The following is a 22,498-nucleotide window of genomic DNA, read 5'->3' on the forward strand; positions in this document are numbered from 1 at the left end:
CCCATAGTATGATACGTCACAGTCTACTCTTCGCCCTTGCGTTAACCGCCTCTTCTCCCTTATGTGCTCTAGCACAGGCCAGTCATAGCCCAGTCAGCAGTACAGCATCTTTTCATCTCGAGCCGCTCTCTTGGTGGGCGGGCATGCATAATCCTAAGCTGCAATTAATGCTCCACAGTGATGCCCTGCCTGCGGATGCAACACAGCTTAAGGTTGAGATTGCTGGCAAAGATCTGGTGTTTGAAGGGATTGAGCAGACGGAAAATCCCCATTATTTGTTTATCAATTTAGACTTGCGCCAAGCCAAGCCGCAGACCTTTGATATCCGCATTCTCGATGGCGACAAGCAGCTCTTGCAACTGCCCTACACTTTAGCGGCACGGGCAGAAGACAGCCGCGAACGCCAAGGTTTTAGTAATAAAGATGTGATTTACCTTATCACTCCAGACAGATTCGCCAATGGCAACCCAAGCAATGACAACCAAACCGATATGCTCGAACATGCGGCGCCTGATAATTCCGATGGTCGCCATGGCGGCGATATCGAAGGTATACGCCAGCACTTAGACTACTTAGCTAAACTGGGTGTCACTCAGCTGTGGATCAACCCACTGCTTGAAAATAACCAAGCCCAATACTCCTACCATGGTTATGCCATAACCAATCTCTATCGGGTCGACCCGCGTTTTGGCAGCAATCAGGATTACCAAAAGTTAGTCACAGAGGCCAAACAGCATGGTCTTGGGGTGATTAAAGACGTCGTGCTTAACCATATTGGCTCAAACCATTGGTGGTTAAAGGATTTACCGAGCAGTGACTGGCTCAATGTCCCGCAGCAGCCTAATGCAACAAACGCCAAAACGGCTCAAGCTGCCAGTTTTACCAGCCTCAGTTCTACCAACCTGGGCTTTACCAGCCATAGACGCACCACAGTGCAAGATCCCTACGCCGACATGCAGGATAAAAGTGATTTTGTCGATGGTTGGTTTGTCGATTCGATGCCCGATCTTAATCAGCGCAACCCAAAGCTTGCGACTTATCTTATTCAAAACAGCATTTGGTGGGTGGAATATGCGGGGCTTTCGGGCATTCGCGAAGACACTTACTCCTACGCCGATAAAACCTTTTTAGCCCAATGGACTAAGGCCTTAATGGCCGAATACCCGCATTTTAATATTGTCGGCGAAGAGTGGACCGCCAATCCCATAACTGTCTCCTATTGGCAAAAAGGCAAAATCAATGCCGATGGCTATAGCTCGGATTTACCGAGCCTGATGGACTTTCCACTCTATGAAAAGCTGCTTGAAAGCCTGAACGAGCCAGAAGGCAGGGATACAGGTTTTATCAAGCTTTACGAGATGTTAGCGAATGATGTGGTGTATGCTAACCCAAGCCAGTTAGTCCTCTTTGAAGGCAACCACGACACCAATCGGATTTATAGTCTGCTGAAAGAAAACCTGCCGCTATACCAAATGGCCCTCACCTATGTGTTAACGGCCAAACGCATTCCACAGCTGTTTTACGGTACCGAAGTGCTAATGACCAGCCCGACCGAAGGCCGCCACGACGGTGTAGTGCGTAGCGATTTTCCGGGAGGGTTTGCCAATAGCAAGGTAAGCGGTTTTAGCGGTAAAGGGCTAAACGCAAAACAGCAGCAAGCGCTTGCGTTTGTGCGTACTCTACTCAATTACCGTAAACATTCAGCCGCGCTGCAAACGGGTGATTTACTGCACTTTGTGCCGCAAAACGGCATTTATGTGCAATTTCGATGCGTTGCCAAACAGGCTGCAGCGGGCAATGCCTGCTACCAAGCCGATGCGGATAAAGTGATGGTGATTTACAACAAGAATGACCAAGCACAAACCCTGGATTTAAGCCGCTTTAGCAAGGTATTGGCAGGCAATAGCTCTGCTATTTCTGTCTTCTCGGAGGATAAGTTCGAACTGAATCAATCACTTGCTCTGCCCCATGCTGGCGTTATGCTGCTTGAGCTTAATCACCAATAACCCATACTCAATCAAACAGCTAAGCATACTTAGCTAACAGCGCGGCCAAACTACAGTTTGGCCGCCAAGTCAGTAAAGGAAACTAGGTTGAATTTTCTATTATCTAACAACAGCAAACGTCGAGCTTATCGCTGGCATCAGGGATTAACCCTACTGGCACTCAGCAGCATTAGCACCTTTAACGCCATGGCCGCTCAAGCAACGGCGTTACAGGCAGTGGCTGCTAAAACTGTGCCTGCCAATCCAAATGTGGCCGAAGGCGAAATCCTGCCAGCCCATCACAATGCCGAGCAAGCAAACAAGTACAAACCTGTGGTTTATCAAATTTTTACTCGACTCTATGGCAATAAAAACACTATCAATAAACCTTGGGGCACGATTAGCGAAAACGGTGTGGGTAAATTTAATGATATTGATGATACTGCGCTCAAAAGTATCAAAGACTTAGGCGTTACCCATGTGTGGTATACGGGTGTGCCCCACCACGCTCTAATTGGCAATTACAGTGCGATTGGCGTAAGTCACGATGATCCCGATGTGGTTAAGGGACGCGCCGGTTCGCCCTATGCGGTTAAAGATTATTACAACGTAAACCCAGATTTAGCGGTCGATCCCGCAAAGCGTTTACAGGAGTTTCAGGCACTTATCGAGCGCACCCACAAGCAAGGCTTAAAGGTGATTATCGATATAGTGCCTAACCATGTGGCGCGTAATTACCATTCCATCACTAAGCTCGAGGGTGTGCGCGATTTTGGTGAAGATGATAATCAAGCCCTTGAATATGCAAAGCATAATAACTTTTACTATGTGACTGATAAAAACCAATCCTCAGGCTTTCAAGTGCCCGATTTGCCTGATAGCCTCAAACCGTTAGGCGGCGAGTCGCATCCCCTAAGTGATGGTCAATTTAAGGAGATCCCCGCCAAATGGACGGGCAATGGCTCACGCCTTGCCAAGCCAGATATGAACGACTGGTATGAAACCGTTAAAATCAATTACGGTGTCCGCCCCGATGGCAGCCATGATTTCCCCGCACTGCCTCCAGACTATGCCACTCTCGGCGCCGAGCAGCACTACGCATTTTGGCAGCAACGAACGAGTGAATTACCTAACTCTTGGATCAAGTTCAATCAAATTGCCCAGTATTGGTTAGCGATGGGAGTCGATGGATTTCGTTACGATATGGCCGAAATGGTGCCCGTCGAGTTTTGGAGCTATTTAAATAGTCATATAAAACATAGCCATCCAGAAGCTTTTATCTTAGCTGAGGTCTACAACCCCGCGCTGTATCGCGACTATATTCAGCTCGGCAAAATGGACTACCTCTACGACAAGGTCGATCTTTACGACACCCTCAAAGCCATTATGGCAGGACAAAAAAGTACCGCGCAGATCGCCGCTGATCAGGCTAAAGTGCAAGATATCGACTCGCATATGCTGCATTTTTTAGAAAACCACGACGAGCAGCGCATCGCTAATGCCGCCTTTTTAGGTAGCTTAAGTGGTCATGCCTCAACGGATGCGGTTGATCCCCGCTACGCCCTGCCCGCGATGGTGATGTCGGCAACCTTAAGTACCTCACCCACCTTGATTTATTTCGGTCAAGAAGTGGGAGAAGCGGCGATGCAAAACCTAGGCTTTGGCCATGCTTCACGCACCAGTATTTTTGATTATGCGGGTGTTCCCGCCCATCAGCGCTGGATGAATCAAGGTAAATTTGATGGCGGCCAATCAACCACGGCAGAAGTCGCGCTGCGCGCCTATTACCAAAAATTATTGAACCTCAGCACGGGGAAAAATGCGCCCGCACTCTTAGGGCAATATTACTCGCTAGATGCTGCTAACCGCAGCGCGGTATCGGCTGCAAAGGCTAGCAATAAGACAAACAATGGCAGCGCAACGGGTTATGATGACGCAACCTTTGCCTTTGTCCGCTTTGAGGCTAATACCGCCGATAAACAAGGTCAAAAGCTGATTATTGTCAGTAACTTTAGTCAAACCCAAGCCAAGTCATTTTCCCTTAAACTGCCCAAATCTTTGATTGCGCAATGGCAGTTAACCGATGGAACCTATCCGCTTAAGGATTTGCTGGAAGACCATGCGGCGCAGTTAATTGTCGAACAAGGTGAAGGACAAGTTCAGCTGCAGCTTGCCCCTCTGTCCTCTGCGATATTTGAACTCGCCCATTAGCTAGCGAAGTAAGATAAAAATCTTAGGTTAGCACCAGAGTCACACACCGTTGTGACTCTGGCTTTTTTAAAACACACTAGCCTAAACATCAGTTAAACAGTAAAGAGGCGAGCCATGTTACTCGGCATCCACCATGCAGCGATTATTTGCAGTGACTATCAAAAATCTAAACACTTTTATGTGACAATTCTTGGCCTTAGCGTACTTGCAGAGCATTATCGTGAGGCGCGCCAGTCCTACAAACTCGATTTACAACTACCGGATATGAGTCAAATCGAGTTGTTTTCCTTCGACAATCCTCCCAAGCGCCCTAGCTATCCCGAAGCCTGCGGTCTTAGGCACCTTGCCTTTCGCGTCGCATCGATTGAAACGGCTATCGAGCATCTTACAGCCCATCATATCGCCGTCGAACCTGTCCGCATTGACGAATACACTGGCAAAAAGTTCAGCTTCTTTAGCGATCCCGACGGCTTACCCTTAGAGTTATATGAGCTATAACCTGAATCCTCAATGTATTAATAATGTAAATAAAACAACGCACTAAAATAGCGTACTCACGCAACGAATAAGATGAATAAAGCTTAATTACGCCAAGGGATATTTAGCAGTAGACTCAATGAAGCGGCGCAGCACTAGCTCATCGTTTGACCAACATGGCGCAGTAACTGGTCGGCGCTTACTAAACGCTAATCACAGAGGAGCTCAAGGTGTTTGATAATCCAGCAATATTGTTATGGAGTTTAGTCTTCGGCCTCTTTGGTCTAGGCTTTTTCACCTACGGCAAGCGCCAAGCCGCCCCCATCCCACTGGCCGTCGGCCTCACCCTGATGATTTATCCTTATTTTGTCACCAATCTCACGCTACTTATCGCCATCGGCATCGCCCTTATCGCACTCCCCTATTTTGTAAGAATATGATTTGGGGTAGTTGAAACACTCTAAACCAGAAATAGGTGTTAAAGATGGGAAAAGATAAAATAGTTTAGTTAAGGGCAAACATGTGGTCCCTACAAGGCTTTGTTTCCTAAATCGGTAGCCACTGTTCAAAACGACATTGCCTATCAACTACTCCCTCAAGCATGCCAAAACCTCGCATTAAAACGACTAACTGGAAACAATACAACCAAGCCTTGATAAACCGCAGTTCGCTTACCTTCTGGAACAATGAGAGCGCTATTGTCTAGTGGAAAGTGAAGAAGCATGGTACAGATGGTAAACACCGGGTTTCGTGCAAACTGCATATCGCCGTTGATACCCACTCGCAGTGAGTTTTCAGACGCTTTATTTATTATTCAAATAAGAAATGTAAACAGCGCCATGGCCATCACCGCCGTTCAATCTTAAAAACGGCTATGTACAAAATAAAGCACAGCTGGGTGGCGGCGGTTTAAGTATGTGAAATGACTACGCTCAAGTTGTAGAAACTTACGCCATGCACAAGGCGCTGAATAAACTTACGGGACTAGACATGCCTTCTATATATTATTTGATATTCAAACCATTAAGAAGAATTTTGTGCAGTTATTCGATTTTAAAAACAAGGCCACACCGACCTTCAGTAATAATTTTCGTCTCCCAAATAGTAAAATAACGAATACTGTTGTTAACCGACAAAGTATTAAGGAATGACCCTCGGTTAGAACTGATTTGTTGTCACGAAATGGTCACGGTCACGAAGAGTGGAATAGGATTGTAAAGGAAATAAAATCCAAAAGCCCATGCTGTTTAATCGCATGGGCTTCATGAATGTTGGCGGAGCGGACGGGACTCGAACCCGCGACCCCCGGCGTGACAGGCCGGTATTCTAACCAACTGAACTACCGCTCCAAAATTTTATTATAGCGCTACTAGAGCATTATAATTTTAACTTTCAACAACTTGACTGGCGGAGCGGACGGGACTCGAACCCGCGACCCCCGGCGTGACAGGCCGGTATTCTAACCAACTGAACTACCGCTCCACTCAAGTTGCGGTGAATAATACGGTTGAGCGTTCGAAGCGTCAACCGTTTTTTTCACTCAATTGTATCGTTTAGTTAAAATTTCGCCAAACTTAACAAAACCCCATGATAAATGGACAAAATATCTGCAAGCTGACGTCGAAATAGCCAAACAGTTCTGTGCTTTTATCGGCGATTATCCGGCTCATCCGGCATGGTCAAATCAATCTCATCGAGGGATGGCGCCTCTGGCTTATTTTGCCCAGCCTCATCTAACATCCGTTGCTCTGCGGCGGCCAGTGCCTGTGCGAGACTTTGACGCTTACGCCAGAAAATCAGCCCCGCGACCCCAAGCAGTACTAGCACGGCATTGATGGTAATGATCCAAAACAGCGCATCCTGTTTTGCTACGGCCTCTTCTTCGGCGGCCTTTTGCGCAGCAACGGCGGCTAGCTCCTCTTCACTCGGTGGCGGTTCGGGTGGCTGCACTAAGTTAAAGAAGAGTTCTGGCAAATCGAGCAGGATTTCACGGCCTGTGACCGTGGTTGTCGCCACAGTACCTTTAATACGGTAACTGCCAAACTCGGTCACTGGTGGTATAGGCAGTTCAGTATCGCTCTCCTTAAGCCCATGAACGACAAGGGGAAGCTGTAAACCTGCTGGCCCAACAAGCTCGAATGAAAAATGGGTTTCAGCCAATTGCAGCACACTGCTATCGGCGTGCAACATGATTTTCCATCGCCCCGTTAACGGATCATCAGGGGTGCTCACCTCGGCATTCACGGGGCGTGGCGATAAGGTAAAGGGAAAAGAAACCTGTCGTTCAAACACGTTATTACGGGCTTGGACCACAAAGTCGTACTCGCCCCAGGGCTGTTTTAGATTGATATCACTGGTAAACATGCCATCGTCGGGTCTTTCATCGAACTTTTCGCCATTATCTTTGTAAGAGCCGACGATAATGTCACCGGCGGCAAAGTTTTCATCCCCTGCACGATGCTTACTGACAAAATGCGCGGTCCATTCGACAAGATAATCGAGCCCCGGCATGCGCACCCGCTCCGCATCCCCCATCAATTGAGCAACCACTTTGGTTTCTTCACCTTGGAATAGCGGCTGTGGCAGTTGCTGCACTTCAATTTCAAGTTTAGAGACTCGCTTAAGTTGCGATCCCGGCACCACCTTACCCACCAGCTGCCAAGGGCCAGGCTGAGGCGATTCGATATAAATAATGTCGCCAGTAATACCATCGATCCATTTCACCGTTTCAGGGTGACGGTTGGCGTACCACTTGCTGCCGTCGGGCAATACGATCACCACAGGCGCCGAACCGTACTCCCGCTGGATCAACAGCGTCATGCTGCTGACCATATGATCTACCCGGAAGCGATTTTTAAGCTCAGAGGCGGTATCGATGGGCACCACTTTTCGAGTCGCTGGTTTGGATGGCTTAGCTTGCGCGGCCTCACTCGGCTTGGCATCAACTGGCTTTTCGGCGCTCGCTTGCCCGTCAGCAGGTTTATCAGCAATCGCATTAGGCACTTTGACTTTCGCATCATTGGGCTGCGCTTCTTGGGCCTTTGGCGCCATATTGGCAGGCTGCTCAGTAGTTTTAGCCGCAGTAGGCTCAGCATCGGCGGCAAGCAAAGAAGCGCTCAAGCAGAGGCCGCCGAGCACTAATGTGGTATTTCGTAGGGATTTTCGCAGCGACATCGTCATAGGCAATAAATTATCCTCTCCAGAGGCATTTTCCTGATTTTGCGACTAAATCAAGACGCTTTTCATGCATAACGAGTTCATCGGCCGATGCGCTGATCACTTTAAGATTAAGTGATGCGGGATCAAAGCGTTGGATGCCCCCCGCCTCTTGACCAACTTCATCATTAGAGAGATTGAACTTAGTCTGCCCGCCTGTCATGGCCAAATACACATCGGCTAAGATCTCGGCGTCGAGTAATGCCCCGTGGTATAGGCGGCGGGAGTTATCGATACCGTAGCGCTTACATAGGGCGTCTAAGTTGTTCTTTTGCCCAGGGTGTAAAAATTTTGCGATATCGAGGGAGTCTAAGATCTCACAAATTTCACTGGTCTTTGGCCCTAATGGCCGCAGCAGCGAAAACTCATGGTCCATAAAGCTCACGTCGAAGTTTGCGTTATGGGCCACAATTTCGGCACCACTGATAAAATCGATAAATTCTTGCGCTATCTGATGGAACCTAGGCTCATTGGCGACGCGTTCATCGGTAATGCCGTGAACCGCAATCGCTTCTGGGTCAATCGCTTGGCCGGGATTGATATATTGATGGAAATAACGGCCCGTTAAACGGCGGTTGATCACCTCAACGCACCCTATCTCAATAATTCTGTGGCCTAAATACACTGCACCACTGCCTTGGTTCATACCCGTGGTTTCAGTATCCAAAATAACCTGACGGCTTGCGTTTGAGATAATATTCATACTTTTATGCGCTTCTTATGACATTTTTTGGTTATACTCGGCCGGTATTTACGCTGCGGATAACCATTTGATGACTGAACTAAAACTGATCCACATCTTCACCGATGGCTCTTGCTTAGGCAACCCTGGCCCCGGTGGCTATGGCATTGTAATGAATTATAAGGGCCATACAAAGGAGATGTCCGATGGTTTTGTCTTGACGACCAATAATCGCATGGAATTATTAGCCCCCATCGTCGCCCTCGAGGCGTTAAAAGAGCCTTGCAAAGTCATTTTAACCAGCGATAGCCAATATATGCGCCAAGGGATCACCACCTGGATCCATGGTTGGAAGAAAAAAGGCTGGATGACCTCGAATCGTACGCCAGTGAAAAATGTTGACCTCTGGAAACGGTTAGACAAAGCCGCCCAGCTGCATCAAATTGATTGGCGTTGGGTGAAAGGCCACGCCGGACACGCTGAAAACGAGCGCTGCGATCAACTCGCCCGCGCCGCCGCTGAAGCCAGCCCTACCCAAGTCGATGAAGGCTATCAGCCTGAGTCCTAATACCTGCCCTCACTTCGGCGCTCATTTCGGCGCTTAACGTTGCGCCGATCACTCCCGAGATAAATGGAAGAAATTACCGCAAAACTGCACAAAGGCTAGACCTAATGACGTGGCTTGGCGGCTCTTGTGGGTAATGCGATAAAACTGTCGCTCTAGCACTAGACCTTCGATGGTTACCAGTGCCAGCTCTTTTCGGCTGATGTCTTTATCCAGTGCCAACTCCGAGAGCACGCCCAGTCCAGCACCTTGTTTTACTGCAAGCTTAATGGCATCGGGCGTAGTAAAGCAGAATTTCGCCTCGGGCTGCATGCCTAACTCATTGGCTGCATTGACAAAATATTCACGCGTGCCCGAGCCTTCCTCCCTTAGCACCCAAGATTGGCCTTTGACCGCCGCGGGTTTAACCGTCTGCCCAGCGAGGGGATGCGCCGGATGGCAAAAGACGAGTAGCCTGTCCTTATGCCAAGGCTCAATATTCAAGCGATTATCGGTGCAATGTCCTTCGATAAACCCCATTTCGGCGCGAAATTGCGCGACCGATTGGATCACTTCTTGGGTATTGGTAATGGCCACATCCACATGGGTTTGCGTATGTTGCTGACAAAAGGCCACCGCCGCTTTTGCTAACAAATAGTTACCAATAGTGGAACTGGCGCTCACGCTTAAATGCCCGACTAAATCGCCGTCTTGGCGCGTGAACGCCTGCTCGATTTGCTCAACTCTATGCAACAAGTCCGTCGCCAGTGGCAACAACAAATTCCCTTGGGAGTTGAGCTGTAATCGATTGCCAATCCGCTCAAATAAACGGGCGTTGAGCTGTTTTTCTAATTCGGCCAAGGCCATGGAGGTCGCAGGCGGCGACAGATTAACTTGCTCCGCCGCTTTCGCCACTTGTCCACTGCGTGCAACGGCTTCAAATACCGCAAGTTGCCTTAAGGTTATTCGCATAACAGACTCATTAATGAATGAAATTATTTGGTATGTTCGGATAAATGCCCGGTTCGACCCGCGCTCGGGGCTGTGGTCCAATTCGGCTGTAACACTTTGCGTTTGTCGCGGATGGGCGTTAAGGGCGACTCTAATTTACGCGCCACAATCAAATATAAGCTGCCCGCACTGGGTAGCCATGAGGCCAAAGTTTGCTGCATAAAACGGCCATCATTAAACTCACCAATTAACGGGTGATAGACTAAACGCTCATCGCTGACGACTTGATAGCCTAATAACCCTAACCAATCTCGCACTCGAGACGGCATAAAAAAACGCCCACACCAGGGCAGATTATCCTGATACTTTGGCCATAACTTACCGAGAAACACAGGGCTTAGGGGATTAAAGCCCACGATAAATAAGTAGCCGCCGGCGATCAGCACCCTGTCGGTTTCCCGCAGGATACGGTAAGGATCGGCTTCAAATTCAAGCAACAGACTCATCAGCACCGCATCGATCACCCCATTCTGTAGGGGTAAGTGGCAAAAATCGCCAATTAACGATGCACTGGGTTCCGAGCATAAAGAGAAATGATGGGCAACGGGGGATGCCATGCTCGAGAGATCGGCGCTTAAGGGACCGAGTTTGAGTAAGTGGTAGCCAAACACCCTTGGCCACCAATCGGCAAGCTTATCGGCAACGGCTTGTTGGAGTGCAGGACCATTGGGCAAATCGTCCCATTGCTCGGGTTTGCGCATAGAACTGTTATACGACACAAGTCTCCTCCCTTCCCGTTACCCATATGCTTAATGCTGAATACAAATCACCCATCTTGTCCATTACCGCCTTAGCGTTTGTCCCTAGCGTTGCCATAAGCAATTGCCATGGGCAATCGCAATAGTCGCCAAGTGAGCCCCTCTTATGGATAATAACCTTATCTTCAAAACGAAATACAGCGATCGGCGGTGCTATGCTCACTATAACAGCGATTAATGCCTTTAATGACAATTATATCTGGATGTTGCGACAAGACTCCCAGCAAGCCGTGTATGTGGTTGACCCGGGCGATGCCAATGTCGTGCTCGACTATTTACGCACACAGCGACTCTCACTAGCGGGTATTTTGATCACCCATCACCACAGGGATCACACGGGTGGGATCGCCGCCCTCGCGGCCCATGTAAAGCAGACCACAGGCCATGATTTAGCGGTTTATGGCCCACAAAGCGAAGATATTCAAGGCATCAATCAGCCAATTGAGCCAACGCTGAATGATACACTCACCCTGCCTTTTATTGACGCGCCAGTGCGTATCCTGTCCGTACCCGGGCATACCGCTGGGCATATTGCCTATCTCGTTGATGACGCATTATTTTGCGGTGATACCCTCTTTAGCGCAGGTTGCGGCCGCTTATTTGAGGGCACACCAAGCCAAATGTGGCAATCCTTAAGTCAGCTCGCAGCGCTGCCCGATGAAACCCTAGTCTACTGCGCCCATGAATACACTTTATCAAATCTGAAGTTTGCCCAAACGGTCGATACTGATAATGAGGCGCTTAACGCCTATGTGGAGGAAGCAAGCACCCTTCGTGCCCAAGGCAAAGCCACCATTCCCTCCACGGTCGGATTGGAGCGAGCCATTAATCCCTTCCTACGCCCTTTGTCGCCCACCATAGTCAACAGCATAAAAAATCAGTTTTGTGATCAAGATCTGACTAAAGCAGATGAACTGACCTGTTTTACCCTACTCAGGCAGTGGAAAGATATTTTTTAGTAAAAAACGATCTATTTATGGCTGAAATTTATACAGTTTTTTCCACTTTTGATGATGTAAATCAAAAGTGACCCTACAAGATGTACGATAATTTAGGGACAAGATCAAAAAGATCCCATAGAATGGCTCGTTTTTGCGTGAATACTTTGCGCTCTGTGTTGCCGCTATTTAGATAATAATCAATTCGTTAGCTTATTTAGGCTAGATGAGATTGTGCAGTGGCAATGCACTAACAGAGGACTATCGTTTTCCATGAGAGTATCACTTTATGTTGTAGCAGGGGGATTTGCCCTGCTCACAGGTTGTCAGACTTTAGACAACCATCAGGTGACCAAACCTGAAGCTGAAACCGTCACAACCGAAAATACCGTCCCACAGTATTATCTCGCAACCGAACCTGAGTCGGCGCAAATTACTGATGTGTGGGAGCGAATTCGTCAAGGAATGCAACTCCCCGTTCCTGACAAAAAATTAGTTAACTATTATCGCGATTGGTACATCAAGAATCCCAAACACCTCGAAGTGATTTCTGAGCGTGCAGCGCCTTACATGTATTTGATCGTCGAAGAGCTTGAAAAGCGCCATCTCCCCATTGAGATCGCGTTGCTACCGATTATCGAAAGCGCCTTCGATCCTAGCGCATCCTCAGCCAGTGCCGCCTCCGGGCTTTGGCAATTTACGACCCCAATGGCCAGCCATTTTGGGTTAGAGATGAACTGGTGGTACGACGGCCGTCGCGATGTGCCCGCCTCCACGGTGGCCGCGTTGGACATGCTCGAATACCTGTATGACAAAACCAATAATAATTGGCTTTATGCGATTGCAGCTTACAACTCGGGCGAGTCTCGCGTCCTCAATGCGATTAAACGCAATGAAGATAAAGGCCTTAAAACCGATTTTTGGTCACTGGATCTGCCAAAAGAGACTGAGCGTTATGTGCCACAATTGTTGGCCCTCGCCGAAGTGATTAAACATGCCGACGAATACGGCATTACGCTAGCGCCAATTGACAACAGCCCTTCTATTGAAGTGGTTGATATCGATAGCCAAATTGACTTGGCCATGGCGGCTGGGCTCGCCAATATGACGACCCATGAGCTATTAAAACTCAATCCAGGATACAACCGCTGGGCCACTGCACCGACGGGACCCCATACGCTGGTATTGCCGATTGATAAGTCAGAAGAGTTTAAAAAAGCACTGGCCGAAACCGAGAGTGAAGCCCGTGTAAGTTGGCTCAGATACACCATTAAATCCGGTGACAGTATCGGCGCCATTGCTAAGAAACACCATACCACAGTCAATGCGATCCGTGCGGCTAATGGTATGAAAAATAACAATATCGTTGCGGGTAGACACCTAATTATTCCGGTCTCTGCCGACGATAAACAGCTGTATGCCATGTCAACCAGCCAGAAGTTACCTAAAAAAGCGGCAACTTCAACCTCTGGCAATAAGTTGACTTACCAAGTGAAATCCGGCGATACCCTATGGCAAATCGCGCAGAATCATAAGGTATCGGTGAAACAGCTCACCGCTTGGAACCATTTAAACAAAGACAGTAAATTGAAGATGGGCCAAAAACTGACCATCGTTGCGCCGCCAAACCAAGCGGAAGCGGAGCAGATTCGCACCGTCAGCTACAAGGTGAAATCTGGCGACTCCTTAGCGCGTATTGCCAGCAAGTTTAAAGTGACGGTTGCCGAGCTGCTCGAGTGGAATAGCTTAACCTCATCGCAATACATTCAACCCGGCCAAGTGTTAAAGCTGGTAGTGGATGAAAGCAATTTAAATGCCTAATACAGAGTTTGAAAACGACTTAGATATTGAGTTAAGTGTAGGATCGGCAAGCATTAAACACTTAAGCCTGCTGTAATAAGGCAAACAAAAGGCAGTAACACTTGGTTACTGCCTTTTTTATTCGCAAGATCCGTCCGAAATCCCCCCAAGACTTACCCTTCGAGCCTGCTGTCTTTCAATCTGCAATGTTAAATACACAGCAGTTTGCAAGAATGGCGCTATGTTTAGCAGCCGCTACTCAAGGGTGAGCAAGTACACCACGGGCGCCATTGCTGGCAATTCGCTCTCCAGCGCCTTAGCGGCAAATTGCGCCTCAAGATGAGCCCCTTCATTTGGGATCCCTGCCAAGGCTTTTGCCGGGATCGCAAACCTGACCACCAGCTCCTCACCAGCGGCTAACTGAGTATCACGCAGGGCTTGAGTAAACATCATATCGTCAGACCAAGCCCAAAGACGCTTTCCTTGCACAGTGGTCAGTAGCAAATCGGCAGTCATGCCCGAGTGATAATGCAGTGCTACCGCCTGAGTCGAGGGATTACGAATCGTTAATGTCGCCTTAAGGGATTGTTTAAAATCCACAAAAGCATCGAGGGAAAGCGTACCAGTGAGTAAAGCCTGAGACTGATTGTTCGATACCAGTTCCACTTTTAAGCTAGATTTTGCTTCAACTCCCTGTAGTTTTGCCGCTAAATCGGCGGTTTGTACCACTTCAGGTTGTTTCGCCGCCTCGGTACGAATATCCGTTTTTGGCGCATTAGGCTGGGCTTGCGGGGCAAAGCAGCCAAACAGCTGCCCCGCCATCAATGCCATCCCAAGTGGGCGCGCAATGCGTGTTAATGCCAGCTTAGGTCGATGCTCGCGCCCTAACACTTGCTTAGCGATGTGTTTTCCCATGCCTAAAAACCACCGAGTTTTTTCAGTAGTGAGTCCTTTAATTTATCCTTGGCTTTATCCGTTTCTTCCTTCAACTGATTGTTCAGCAGCGCTTGGGTATCTAAGGCATACTCAGGTTTTTGGAAGGTGCCGGTGATCGCAAGTGGAATATCAATTCCAGCCAATGCATCTTTCTCGCTACCGCCCTGACCTTTGAGGGAGTTCACTAAGGTCGTGGTCAATCGGTAATCCAAGCCTTCGGTCAACAGGTTTGCACTGCCTTTACCCGCCACCCGCAATAGCGGTGATGACATGGCAAGATCAGGATTTGTCGCCACACCGTTCTCCAGGCTGAAGTTACCCGTCAGGCTCGAGAAGTCGGTTTTACGCTCTTCTTTGGTGTCGGCAGACATGTCACCTTTTAACTTGGCTTGAGCACTACGGATCATTTGTGGAATATTCACCCCGTAAAGGGCACCGTCGGTAATATCAAAACGGCCATTAGCAAGTAGGTTTTTCTTCAACTGCTCTGGAATTAAACTCTTACCTTTACCCTTAACGTTGAAATTAGCCGTACCTGCTAGGATTTCCAGCTCAGCGGCATCCTTAAGTAATGGACGAATTTGTACACCCGAGATTTGCTTATCAAATTGGTAACTGGCAACTTTTGAGCGGGCATCAACCTGCGCATTGAGCATCAATTTACCTTGGTAAAGATCCGCCGTCAGTTGCTTAAGATCAACCACACCATTCTTAATGCCTAAATCCATCAACCAGTTCTGCGTTGACAGGTTCGCCACCTTGATGGATTTCACAGCCAATGTCAGTTTGGCATCTAAGCCATTGAGCGCGGTAAGATCTGGCTCAACCGCCTGAGTCTGTGAAGGCGTGGCAGCGGCTTGTTTTTCCGCCGTATCCGATTTTGGCAATAAGGCATCGAGGTCAATGTCACCCACTTGCAAATCCGCGTTAATTTGCGGCACTTTACCGCCGTAATTCACCGCCAACTTGCCCGCTGCATTGATATCCATCGCCGTTAATTTACTGATGTCCGCCGACAACTGCTTTTTATCTAATGCGATTTGACTGTTTAGACTAACCTCTGCGGTCAGTTTTTTATTGGGGATCCCCTCGCCTTCAACTTGAGTCGCAATATCCAGCTTCTCAATCACCAGTTGATTAAAATCATGGCTTAACTTGATTTGCCCTTCGCCTTTGCTGCTCACTGTCATATCAGGCAGGGTCGCGGCAAATTCGTAGGCCATAGGCGCAAATTTATCGAGTGAAAATGCCCCCAGCGTAAATTGCTTCAAGGTTAAGGTTTGGGTTTGTCCCTTAGCTTCATCAATCAAATTGATTTCGGTATTGGTAATCGAAACGCCGCCCACATCAATGCTGGTTAATTGTGCTTTGGCGCTTGGCTCGGCAGGCGTTGCGGGTTTATCTGCGCTCTTGCCCGTTAAGCCATCGAGGCTCGAACTGCCATTTTTACGGGTGACCAAATTGATTTTGGCACCATCAAGGCTTAGCTGCGCGATTTCAATTTGCTTGCTAAACAGTGGCATAAGCTCGACTTCTGCCACAGCTTTATTCACTTCAAGCATAGCTTTGGGTGTAAATCCCTCGGGGTTGGAGAGTGAAATCCCCCCTAGATTAATCCCAACCGTCGGAAAAAATGTCCACGACAAATCATCGCCGATGACAAGCTCACGCCCTGTCTGCTTTTTAACGGCGTTGACAATTTCTGGTTTAAAATCATTAGGGTCGAAAAACACGGTGAGATATAAGGTGACTGCAACCACTAAGGTCACCAGAAGAGCTAAAAGCCACTTAATGAATTTCATAGAAACATCCTTATCAATAACATCTTGAATTTTTGAACACTTAACTTAGAAAGGCAAAGTTTAATGACGCCTCGCTCACGGCAATACCATTCTCATCGGCATAAAGCATCATGCCGGGTTTTACTGTCACAGCGCCAAACTCAATCGGCACATCGATTTGACCTTGGTTTAATTTTTCGGTCTTGATCGGCATAGCCCCTAGGGCATAGACGCCGAGATTAAAAGTAGAAAGCCTTGCCACATCACGGACATAGCCATTAATCACCACACCTTGCCAACCGTTATCGAGGGCACTTTGCGCAATTAAATCCCCAAGTAACGCCCGCCGGGGTGAACCGCCACCATCGACGACCAATACTTTTCCATGACCGGGCTGGGCCAGCACTTCTTTCACTTTGGAGTTATCTTCAAAACATTTGACCGTCACAACTTCACCCCAAAACAAACGCTTACCACCAAAACTGCGAAAATCGAGCGGTAACAGCGACAGTTTTGTAGGGTAGTGATCGAACAAATCAGGCAATAGATCAAGCATTTGGATCTCCGCGAAGTGAAAAGTTTAGACTAACCATTATTGTAGACCCCTACAAGCCCAATGCGAAACTCGACTTTTTAATGAGGTTTACACTTTAAATAGTTTATGAGCATTGGCATAAACATGATAATCTGCGATAGTTAACCTCCTATGACACCCGCTTGGGTACGTTAATTCATTATTTCGCTTCTCAACTTCTTGTAATAAAGTGAACACCAAATGACAACAGATCTTGATTTGCAAAGCGCTATTGCCGCGCTCGATGAATATGGATATGAGAAAAAAGCCTCAACGGATCTTGAGCAAGCCCGTAATAAACAACAAATGGGGAAATATATCAAATCCCTAGACTACAGTTTACGTCGATTATTGATATTGCAAGAAACTGTTAACGAATTAGTAGAAGAAAAGAAACATCAGCTTGCACAACAAGAAAACATTCAAACCTATAAAACCAAAATCATTAACCTCTCTCGCGAATTAAACCTTTCCTACGAAGAAGTTTTAGCCATCATGGCAGATGCTGACACTAAGAAATAACCCACTTCGATATTCAACGCATCTTACCCTTTCCGCTAATATCTCGGTTCAATACGGCATCTCAGGATTGTTGCTTGAGTGATTTTGGCGGTCTTAAGGACGCCATTTAAAATCATTCATGACCAATGTGAATCGATTTTAAGCGAATGGCGTTTAACGAATAGATATAAGGCGCTCTGTTAGCGCCTTATATCTGGATGATGGATTACTGCTCTAACATTAATTGGCGAATATATTTCACCGGCGCACTACCATAACTTAAGAACTTCTCATGGAATGCTTTAAGGTCAAAATCCTTGCCTTTAAGTTGCTTATATTCTTCGCGGAAATCGTAAATTTCACGGTAACCCGAGTAGTAACTCGTCAGCTGCACTTGGCTTAGGGTGGCACGGCGCCATTTGCCTTCCGCCTCAGCACGTTGCTGGAACGCTTCATCCATCATCAGACTAATGGCTTGCTCTTCAGTCATGCCTTTAACATGAATTCTGTAGTCTAAGATGGTGTTACAGATAACACGTAAATTCCACTTGTAATACATTAACCACATTTCAGGCTCGAAATTTCCATAACCTTCTTCAAGCATCATGCGTTCGGTATAAACGGCCCAACCTTCGACCATAGCGCCATTACCAAATAAGCTTTTCACTAAGCTTGGTGACTCATTGGAATAAACTAATTGGGTGTAGTGTCCAGGAATTGCCTCATGGATATTTAAAATCTGTAATATCCAGTGGTTATATTCGCGTAAATAGCTTTCAGCGGATTCATCACTCATACCATCGAGTGGTGTGACGTTATAATAGGTATTGCCTAATTTATCATAAGGACCAGGGGCACTAATCGACGCTCCCGCATAACCACGCATATACTCAGGGGTTTCACGTACGACTAATGGTTTTTTAGGATCTAAAGTCACTAAGTCTTTTTGATTTACAAATTCAATCAACTCAGGAATTTGTTTACGCACTTCGCTCACAAAGTCATCACGCTTAACGTGCTCTGTCGATAATTTATCAATCAATTGGCGAATCGCGATTTTATTGTCGGCAGGTTTTGGCGTAGTGAAATATTTTGGCCACAGCTTGTCGGTGATCTTCGCCATTTCACTTTGCACTCTTTCTTTATCCGCCATGGCTTTTTGATAAAGCTGTTTTGCTGTCATGCCAGCTTGGATATCAAAGGCAAACTTTTTCTCGTATAATTCTTCGCCAATTCTAAAGCTGCGGGCGCCGTCTTTTTTAAGCTGGCTGACCTGGGTATTTAACCAAGTAATATGTTCATTAATCGCTTTGGTTGCCGTATCGAAACGGGATTTAAACAGCGATTTTTCCGTATCCGACAGACCCGAAGCCGCTACTTGCTTCAATAAATCATCGGAGAATACCGAAAACGCGCCTTGGTTTTGCATCACAGCCAATTCGGTGTGTTCTAGGGTTGGCTGCTGAATATTGCTGCGCGCCGCGGCGTAATAAGCGGGGATATTTTCCATTCTGGCCAATACGGAACGTAATCTGTCATCCAGTGGCGCAAAGTTTTCATTGATGATTTGTGCAAAGCCACCCGCCACGTTATAGCTCGAGGGATCCCATTGCCATGATTTAAAGTCGGTGATTTCCCACGCCATGCTGTTTAGCAGATTATCAATCAGGTGATAATCGATGGTTTCGTTAGAGCTCAGTGACTTAAGCTCAAACTGTTTCAGTTTTGCCTGCTGGGCTTTCACAAAGTCGAGCGTCTTAACACGGCTAGCTTCATTGGGGATTTCTAAATAGCCATCATTAACGTGTTTGCCGCTGTAGAGTGCCCAAGTTGGCGCTAATTGCCACAGATCATCGATAAAGGTCTGGCTAAATTGTGCAAAGGCGCTGGTCTTCACATCAGCACTGACTGCGCTTGATTTGGCGGTATCGGCTGACGCTTGAGTTGATTGCGATTGGCAACCCGCAAGGCCTGTGAGCGATAACAAGATCGCAAGAGAGATGGCGGTTTTCTTCATTCTTTTTCGTCCTTTTTATATTTATGCGTTAATTCCAGTGCCTCGAGGCGACCGTAAGCGTCTAAAACTTAACTCATCAGACGCCAATAAAAGGACTTAAGTTAATCATATCAGCCGCCTAATTGCAGCTGTGTTACGAGTGAATACATGCCCAGTTACAAATTTGTATGCCCGTGTGCCGATAGCGCTCAACTATCAACCTGCGTGAGATAATCCCCTATTTCACTATCGCTACTGCTATAATAGCGACCTGCTTCGCTGTTCGCCTCAGGCCTACAGTTTGCCAATAAATCATTTAGTTGAGACTCTCAATGCCATTCTCCCAACTTGGATTACACAGCGCGCTTGTCAAAGCAGTGACTGAACTAGGTTACACGAACCCCACGCCGATACAGACAAAGGCCATTCCCAGCATTTTAGCGGGCCAGAATGTGCTTGCCGCGGCGCAAACGGGCACGGGTAAAACCGCCAGTTTTGTGCTGCCGCTGCTGCACAGATTCGCTGACGCGCCCAAGATCCGCCCTAAGCGAGTGCGGGCCATCATACTCACCCCCACACGTGAGTTAGCGCTTCAGGTCGAAGAAAATATCAACCAATACGCCAAGTATTTACCCTTAACGGCCATGGCAATGTACGGTGGTGTCGACGCCGCGCCGCAAAAGAAACGGCTGATTGAAGGCGTGGATTTATTGGTGGCCACACCTGGGCGTTTGCTCGACATGTATACCCAAAGGGCCATTCGTTTCGATGAAGTCTCAGTATTGGTGCTCGACGAAGCCGACCGCATGCTCGATATGGGCTTTATCGAAGATATTAATAGCATCATCGAAAAGCTGCCCGAGCAGCGACAAAACCTCTTATTTTCAGCCACCTTATCGAAACAGGTGAAAGCGCTGGCGAAATCCGCTATTCCGGACGCCATCGAGATTGAAATCAGCCGTAAGAGCGCGGCGTCAACTCATATTGACCAATGGTTGACCACGGTCGATAAAGATAAAAAGTCGGCGCTATTGAGTCATTTGATCCAAGAACATAACTGGTCACAGGCATTAATTTTTATCCAAACCAAACACGGCGCCGCTAAATTAGTTAGCCAGTTAGAAAAGCGTGGCATTATTGCTGAGGCTTTTCACAGTGGACGAAGCCAAGCGGTGCGCGAACAACTGCTTATCGATTTTAAAGCGGGTAAAGTCTCCTTCTTGGTCGCCACGGGTGTGGCCTCACGCGGTATTGATATCGATGCCTTAGCGCGGGTGATTAACTACGACTTACCCGATGAAGCCGACGACTATATCCACCGCATTGGCCGTACGGGACGTGCGGGTAACCAAGGGGAAGCGATTTCCTTTGTCTCTAAGGATGATTTCAGAAACCTATGCGCCATTGAGCGTCGCTTGGGTCATGTTATCGTGCGCAGGGAGATTGCTGGCTTTGAGCCGAAAAAAGTCGTGCCGATTTCCATACTCGATTTTGTGCCTAAATCAGCATCTTCAACAGAGCGTAAGCTCCATAAACTCGCCGATACAAGTGCTCAACCCCGCCCCTATTCAAGTGGCAAGCCAGGCACCTTTGAGGCAACACAAGCCAAGAAGCATCGCAGTGCCAAGGCGACTCCTGCGCCTAAAGCCCCAAAGGCAGGGAGTGATAGTCGCTCAGATACTCACTCAGGTGCTCGCTCAAATAGCCGCCCTGCGAATCCACTGCAAGGTAATCCATGGCAAAACAGCATCAAGCCACAGGGCGATAGCGAACCCCATGCAAATCCTTGGCACAAAAGCACTAAGTGAATTAGCAGCTTATTAACGAATTAACTCAAGAGAGCAGAAGCAATTATGACGATTATTTTTACAACCAACCTCGGTGATATCAGTATCGAACTCGATATGGAGCATGCGCCCGTTACCGCCAAAAACTTTATCCGCTACTGCCAGGAAGGTTTTTATGAGCACACGATTTTCCATCGAGTGATCAAAGGCTTTATGATCCAAGGCGGTGGTTTTACCGCCAAAATGAAGGAAAAGCCCACCCACGAGCCGATTGTTAACGAAGCCAATAAAGGCCTATCGAATGTGTTTGCCACAATTGCCATGGCCCGCACCGATGCACCGCACTCGGCGACCGCGCAGTTTTTTATCAATACGGCCAACAATGAGTTCCTCGACCACACGGCAACCACGAACAACGGTTGGGGTTATGCGGTATTTGGTAAAGTCACCGCGGGACTCGAGATCGTGCTACAAATTGAAGGCGTAAAAACTACCCGTGTTGCAGGCCATGAGGACGTGCCTCGTGAGCCGATTATTATCGAAAAAGTGACTATTGTTGAAAAATAGTGATTATCGTTGAAAAATAGTCATTCTGGTTGAATAAGTTACTTTATCTAATCGATGAATACAGTGGCGTTACTTAGCTGTGGTACAGCAATAACACATCCATTCCTTGATAGATAAGACTTTGGTTTTAAACCCTAAATAGAAAAAGGAGCAATCAACCCAATGATTAATTGCTCCTTTTTGTTTGTTAACGTCTGATTGTTTATTAACGTCTGTTAATAGAGACAAACGCTGCGGGAATGGCGTTAATCCAGATCTTTCAACGGCCACAGCACGATATGATCTTCAATATCTTTCACCCTGCGCTCATCCACCACCTTGCCTTGAATCGACATACCCGCAAGGTGCATGGCCTCTTTAGAGCCCGTGAGTAATGGATGCCAGCTTGGCAAGTCTCGACCAGCGGCTAAACGACGATAGGCGCAGCTATCGGGTAACCACGTCAGTTCATGGACGTTTTGCGGAGTGATCACAGTACATTGGGGAACATGGCTGAAACGGTCACTATAATGCTTACAGCTGGCACTTTGATGATCGAGCAGTAGGCAAGCCGCATTGGTGTAATACAGCTCTTCGGTTTCATCATCGATCAACTTGTTTAAACAACACTTACCACAACCATCGCAGAGGGACTCCCACTCCTGCGACGTCAACTCGGTTAACGCTTTATTCTGCCAAAATGCCATGTTTACGCTTATCTTCATATAAAAAACCCGCTTAATGCGGGCCATTTT

At 47.6% G+C, this 22,498-nt stretch carries 19 protein-coding genes, 2 tRNA genes and 1 pseudogene; 11 read left to right on the forward strand and 11 right to left on the reverse strand.

Annotated features, from left to right (window positions below; all coding sequences use genetic code 11):
- The first annotated feature begins 8 nt into the window (after positions 1 to 8).
- From M0415_RS06170 to M0415_RS06190, 5 genes and pseudogenes are all read left to right on the forward strand, one after another.
- Positions 9 to 2,006, forward strand: a complete 1,998-nt coding sequence (locus M0415_RS06170) for a glycoside hydrolase family 13 protein (RefSeq protein WP_249554947.1) — start codon at positions 9 to 11, stop codon at positions 2,004 to 2,006.
- A gap of 87 nt (positions 2,007 to 2,093) precedes the next feature.
- Positions 2,094 to 4,196: an alpha-amylase family protein gene (locus tag M0415_RS06175; RefSeq protein WP_249554945.1), complete on the forward strand. Its 2,103-nt coding sequence runs from the start codon at positions 2,094 to 2,096 to the stop codon at positions 4,194 to 4,196.
- Positions 4,197 to 4,310: 114 nt separating this feature from the next.
- Positions 4,311 to 4,694 carry an SMU1112c/YaeR family gloxylase I-like metalloprotein gene (gene gloA2 / locus M0415_RS06180; protein WP_055647128.1) on the forward strand — a complete coding sequence of 128 codons (384 nt, stop codon included), beginning with the start codon at positions 4,311 to 4,313 and terminating at the stop codon, positions 4,692 to 4,694.
- Between the two features lie 209 nt (positions 4,695 to 4,903).
- On the forward strand, positions 4,904 to 5,113 hold the full coding sequence (locus M0415_RS06185) for a hypothetical protein (RefSeq protein WP_088211287.1): 210 nt from the start codon (positions 4,904 to 4,906) through the stop codon (positions 5,111 to 5,113).
- 161 nt (positions 5,114 to 5,274) lie between these two features.
- Positions 5,275 to 5,687, forward strand: a pseudogene (locus tag M0415_RS06190) (hypothetical protein); the annotation flags it as partial.
- Positions 5,688 to 5,945: 258 nt separating this feature from the next.
- On the opposite strand, the gene M0415_RS06195 reads toward M0415_RS06190, so the two are convergent.
- The 4 genes from M0415_RS06195 to dnaQ all read right to left on the reverse strand — a co-directional run bounded on the left by M0415_RS06195 (position 5,946) and on the right by dnaQ (position 8,592).
- Positions 5,946 to 6,022 (reverse strand) — tRNA-Asp (locus tag M0415_RS06195).
- Positions 6,023 to 6,078: 56 nt separating this feature from the next.
- Positions 6,079 to 6,155 (reverse strand) — tRNA-Asp (locus tag M0415_RS06200).
- A gap of 165 nt (positions 6,156 to 6,320) precedes the next feature.
- Positions 6,321 to 7,853: a TIGR03503 family protein gene (locus tag M0415_RS06205; RefSeq protein WP_249556596.1), complete on the reverse strand. Its 1,533-nt coding sequence runs from the start codon at positions 7,851 to 7,853 to the stop codon at positions 6,321 to 6,323.
- A 10-nt stretch (positions 7,854 to 7,863) separates the two neighbouring features.
- On the reverse strand, positions 7,864 to 8,592 hold the full coding sequence (gene dnaQ / locus M0415_RS06210; RefSeq protein ID WP_249554943.1) for a DNA polymerase III subunit epsilon: 729 nt from the start codon (positions 8,590 to 8,592) through the stop codon (positions 7,864 to 7,866).
- 70 nt (positions 8,593 to 8,662) lie between these two features.
- Between dnaQ and rnhA the strand changes: the two genes are divergently transcribed.
- Positions 8,663 to 9,139 (forward strand): ribonuclease HI, encoded by a 477-nt coding sequence (gene rnhA, locus M0415_RS06215; protein ID WP_249554941.1) that lies wholly within the window; start codon positions 8,663 to 8,665, stop codon positions 9,137 to 9,139.
- 48 nt (positions 9,140 to 9,187) lie between these two features.
- Here rnhA and M0415_RS06220 read toward each other — a convergent pair whose 3' ends face one another.
- Positions 9,188 to 10,087: a LysR substrate-binding domain-containing protein gene (locus M0415_RS06220; protein ID WP_011717298.1), complete on the reverse strand. Its 900-nt coding sequence runs from the start codon at positions 10,085 to 10,087 to the stop codon at positions 9,188 to 9,190.
- Positions 10,088 to 10,110: 23 nt separating this feature from the next.
- Complete coding sequence (locus M0415_RS06225; RefSeq protein ID WP_249554939.1) at positions 10,111 to 10,845, reverse strand: class I SAM-dependent methyltransferase; 735 nt, start codon at positions 10,843 to 10,845, stop codon at positions 10,111 to 10,113.
- A 194-nt stretch (positions 10,846 to 11,039) separates the two neighbouring features.
- Here M0415_RS06225 and gloB point away from each other — a divergent pair, with 194 nt between their 5' ends.
- Both gloB and M0415_RS06235 read left to right on the forward strand, forming a co-directional pair.
- Entirely contained in the window at positions 11,040 to 11,843 is an 804-nt protein-coding gene (gloB, locus tag M0415_RS06230) for a hydroxyacylglutathione hydrolase (RefSeq protein ID WP_249554937.1), read from the forward strand.
- Positions 11,844 to 12,095: 252 nt separating this feature from the next.
- A complete protein-coding gene (locus M0415_RS06235) occupies positions 12,096 to 13,643 on the forward strand; it encodes a lytic transglycosylase (RefSeq protein WP_249554935.1) in 1,548 nt (515 codons plus the stop codon).
- Positions 13,644 to 13,877: 234 nt separating this feature from the next.
- On the opposite strand, the gene M0415_RS06240 is transcribed toward M0415_RS06235, so the two are convergent.
- Genes M0415_RS06240 through M0415_RS06250 form a run of 3 tightly spaced genes read right to left on the reverse strand, consistent with a single transcriptional unit; the run spans position 13,878 to position 16,895 of the window.
- Entirely contained in the window at positions 13,878 to 14,537 is a 660-nt protein-coding gene (locus tag M0415_RS06240) for a BsuPI-related putative proteinase inhibitor (RefSeq protein ID WP_249554933.1), read from the reverse strand.
- Positions 14,538 to 14,539: 2 nt separating this feature from the next.
- Positions 14,540 to 16,360: an AsmA family protein gene (locus M0415_RS06245; RefSeq protein WP_249554931.1), complete on the reverse strand. Its 1,821-nt coding sequence runs from the start codon at positions 16,358 to 16,360 to the stop codon at positions 14,540 to 14,542.
- Positions 16,361 to 16,400: 40 nt separating this feature from the next.
- Positions 16,401 to 16,895: a putative 4-hydroxy-4-methyl-2-oxoglutarate aldolase gene (locus M0415_RS06250; RefSeq protein ID WP_086904121.1), complete on the reverse strand. Its 495-nt coding sequence runs from the start codon at positions 16,893 to 16,895 to the stop codon at positions 16,401 to 16,403.
- A 219-nt stretch (positions 16,896 to 17,114) separates the two neighbouring features.
- On the opposite strand from M0415_RS06250, the gene M0415_RS06255 reads away from it, so the two are divergent.
- Positions 17,115 to 17,435, forward strand: coding sequence for a hypothetical protein (locus M0415_RS06255; RefSeq protein WP_011717305.1), 321 nt, complete (start codon positions 17,115 to 17,117; stop codon positions 17,433 to 17,435).
- A 205-nt stretch (positions 17,436 to 17,640) separates the two neighbouring features.
- Here M0415_RS06255 and M0415_RS06260 read toward each other — a convergent pair whose 3' ends face one another.
- Complete coding sequence (locus M0415_RS06260; protein WP_249554929.1) at positions 17,641 to 19,431, reverse strand: DUF885 domain-containing protein; 1,791 nt, start codon at positions 19,429 to 19,431, stop codon at positions 17,641 to 17,643.
- A gap of 311 nt (positions 19,432 to 19,742) precedes the next feature.
- On the opposite strand from M0415_RS06260, the gene M0415_RS06265 reads away from it, so the two are divergent.
- Positions 19,743 to 21,218: a DEAD/DEAH box helicase gene (locus M0415_RS06265; RefSeq protein ID WP_249554927.1), complete on the forward strand. Its 1,476-nt coding sequence runs from the start codon at positions 19,743 to 19,745 to the stop codon at positions 21,216 to 21,218.
- 45 nt (positions 21,219 to 21,263) lie between these two features.
- Positions 21,264 to 21,764 carry a peptidylprolyl isomerase gene (locus M0415_RS06270; RefSeq protein WP_249554925.1) on the forward strand — a complete coding sequence of 167 codons (501 nt, stop codon included), beginning with the start codon at positions 21,264 to 21,266 and terminating at the stop codon, positions 21,762 to 21,764.
- A gap of 245 nt (positions 21,765 to 22,009) precedes the next feature.
- Here M0415_RS06270 and M0415_RS06275 read toward each other — a convergent pair whose 3' ends face one another.
- Positions 22,010 to 22,450 carry a YcgN family cysteine cluster protein gene (locus tag M0415_RS06275; protein WP_249556595.1) on the reverse strand — a complete coding sequence of 147 codons (441 nt, stop codon included), beginning with the start codon at positions 22,448 to 22,450 and terminating at the stop codon, positions 22,010 to 22,012.
- Positions 22,451 to 22,498: the final 48 nt, after the last annotated feature.

The sequence above is a fragment of the Shewanella sp. 10B genome (assembly GCF_023475885.1).
GTDB classification, from domain to species: domain Bacteria; phylum Pseudomonadota; class Gammaproteobacteria; order Enterobacterales; family Shewanellaceae; genus Shewanella; species Shewanella mangrovisoli.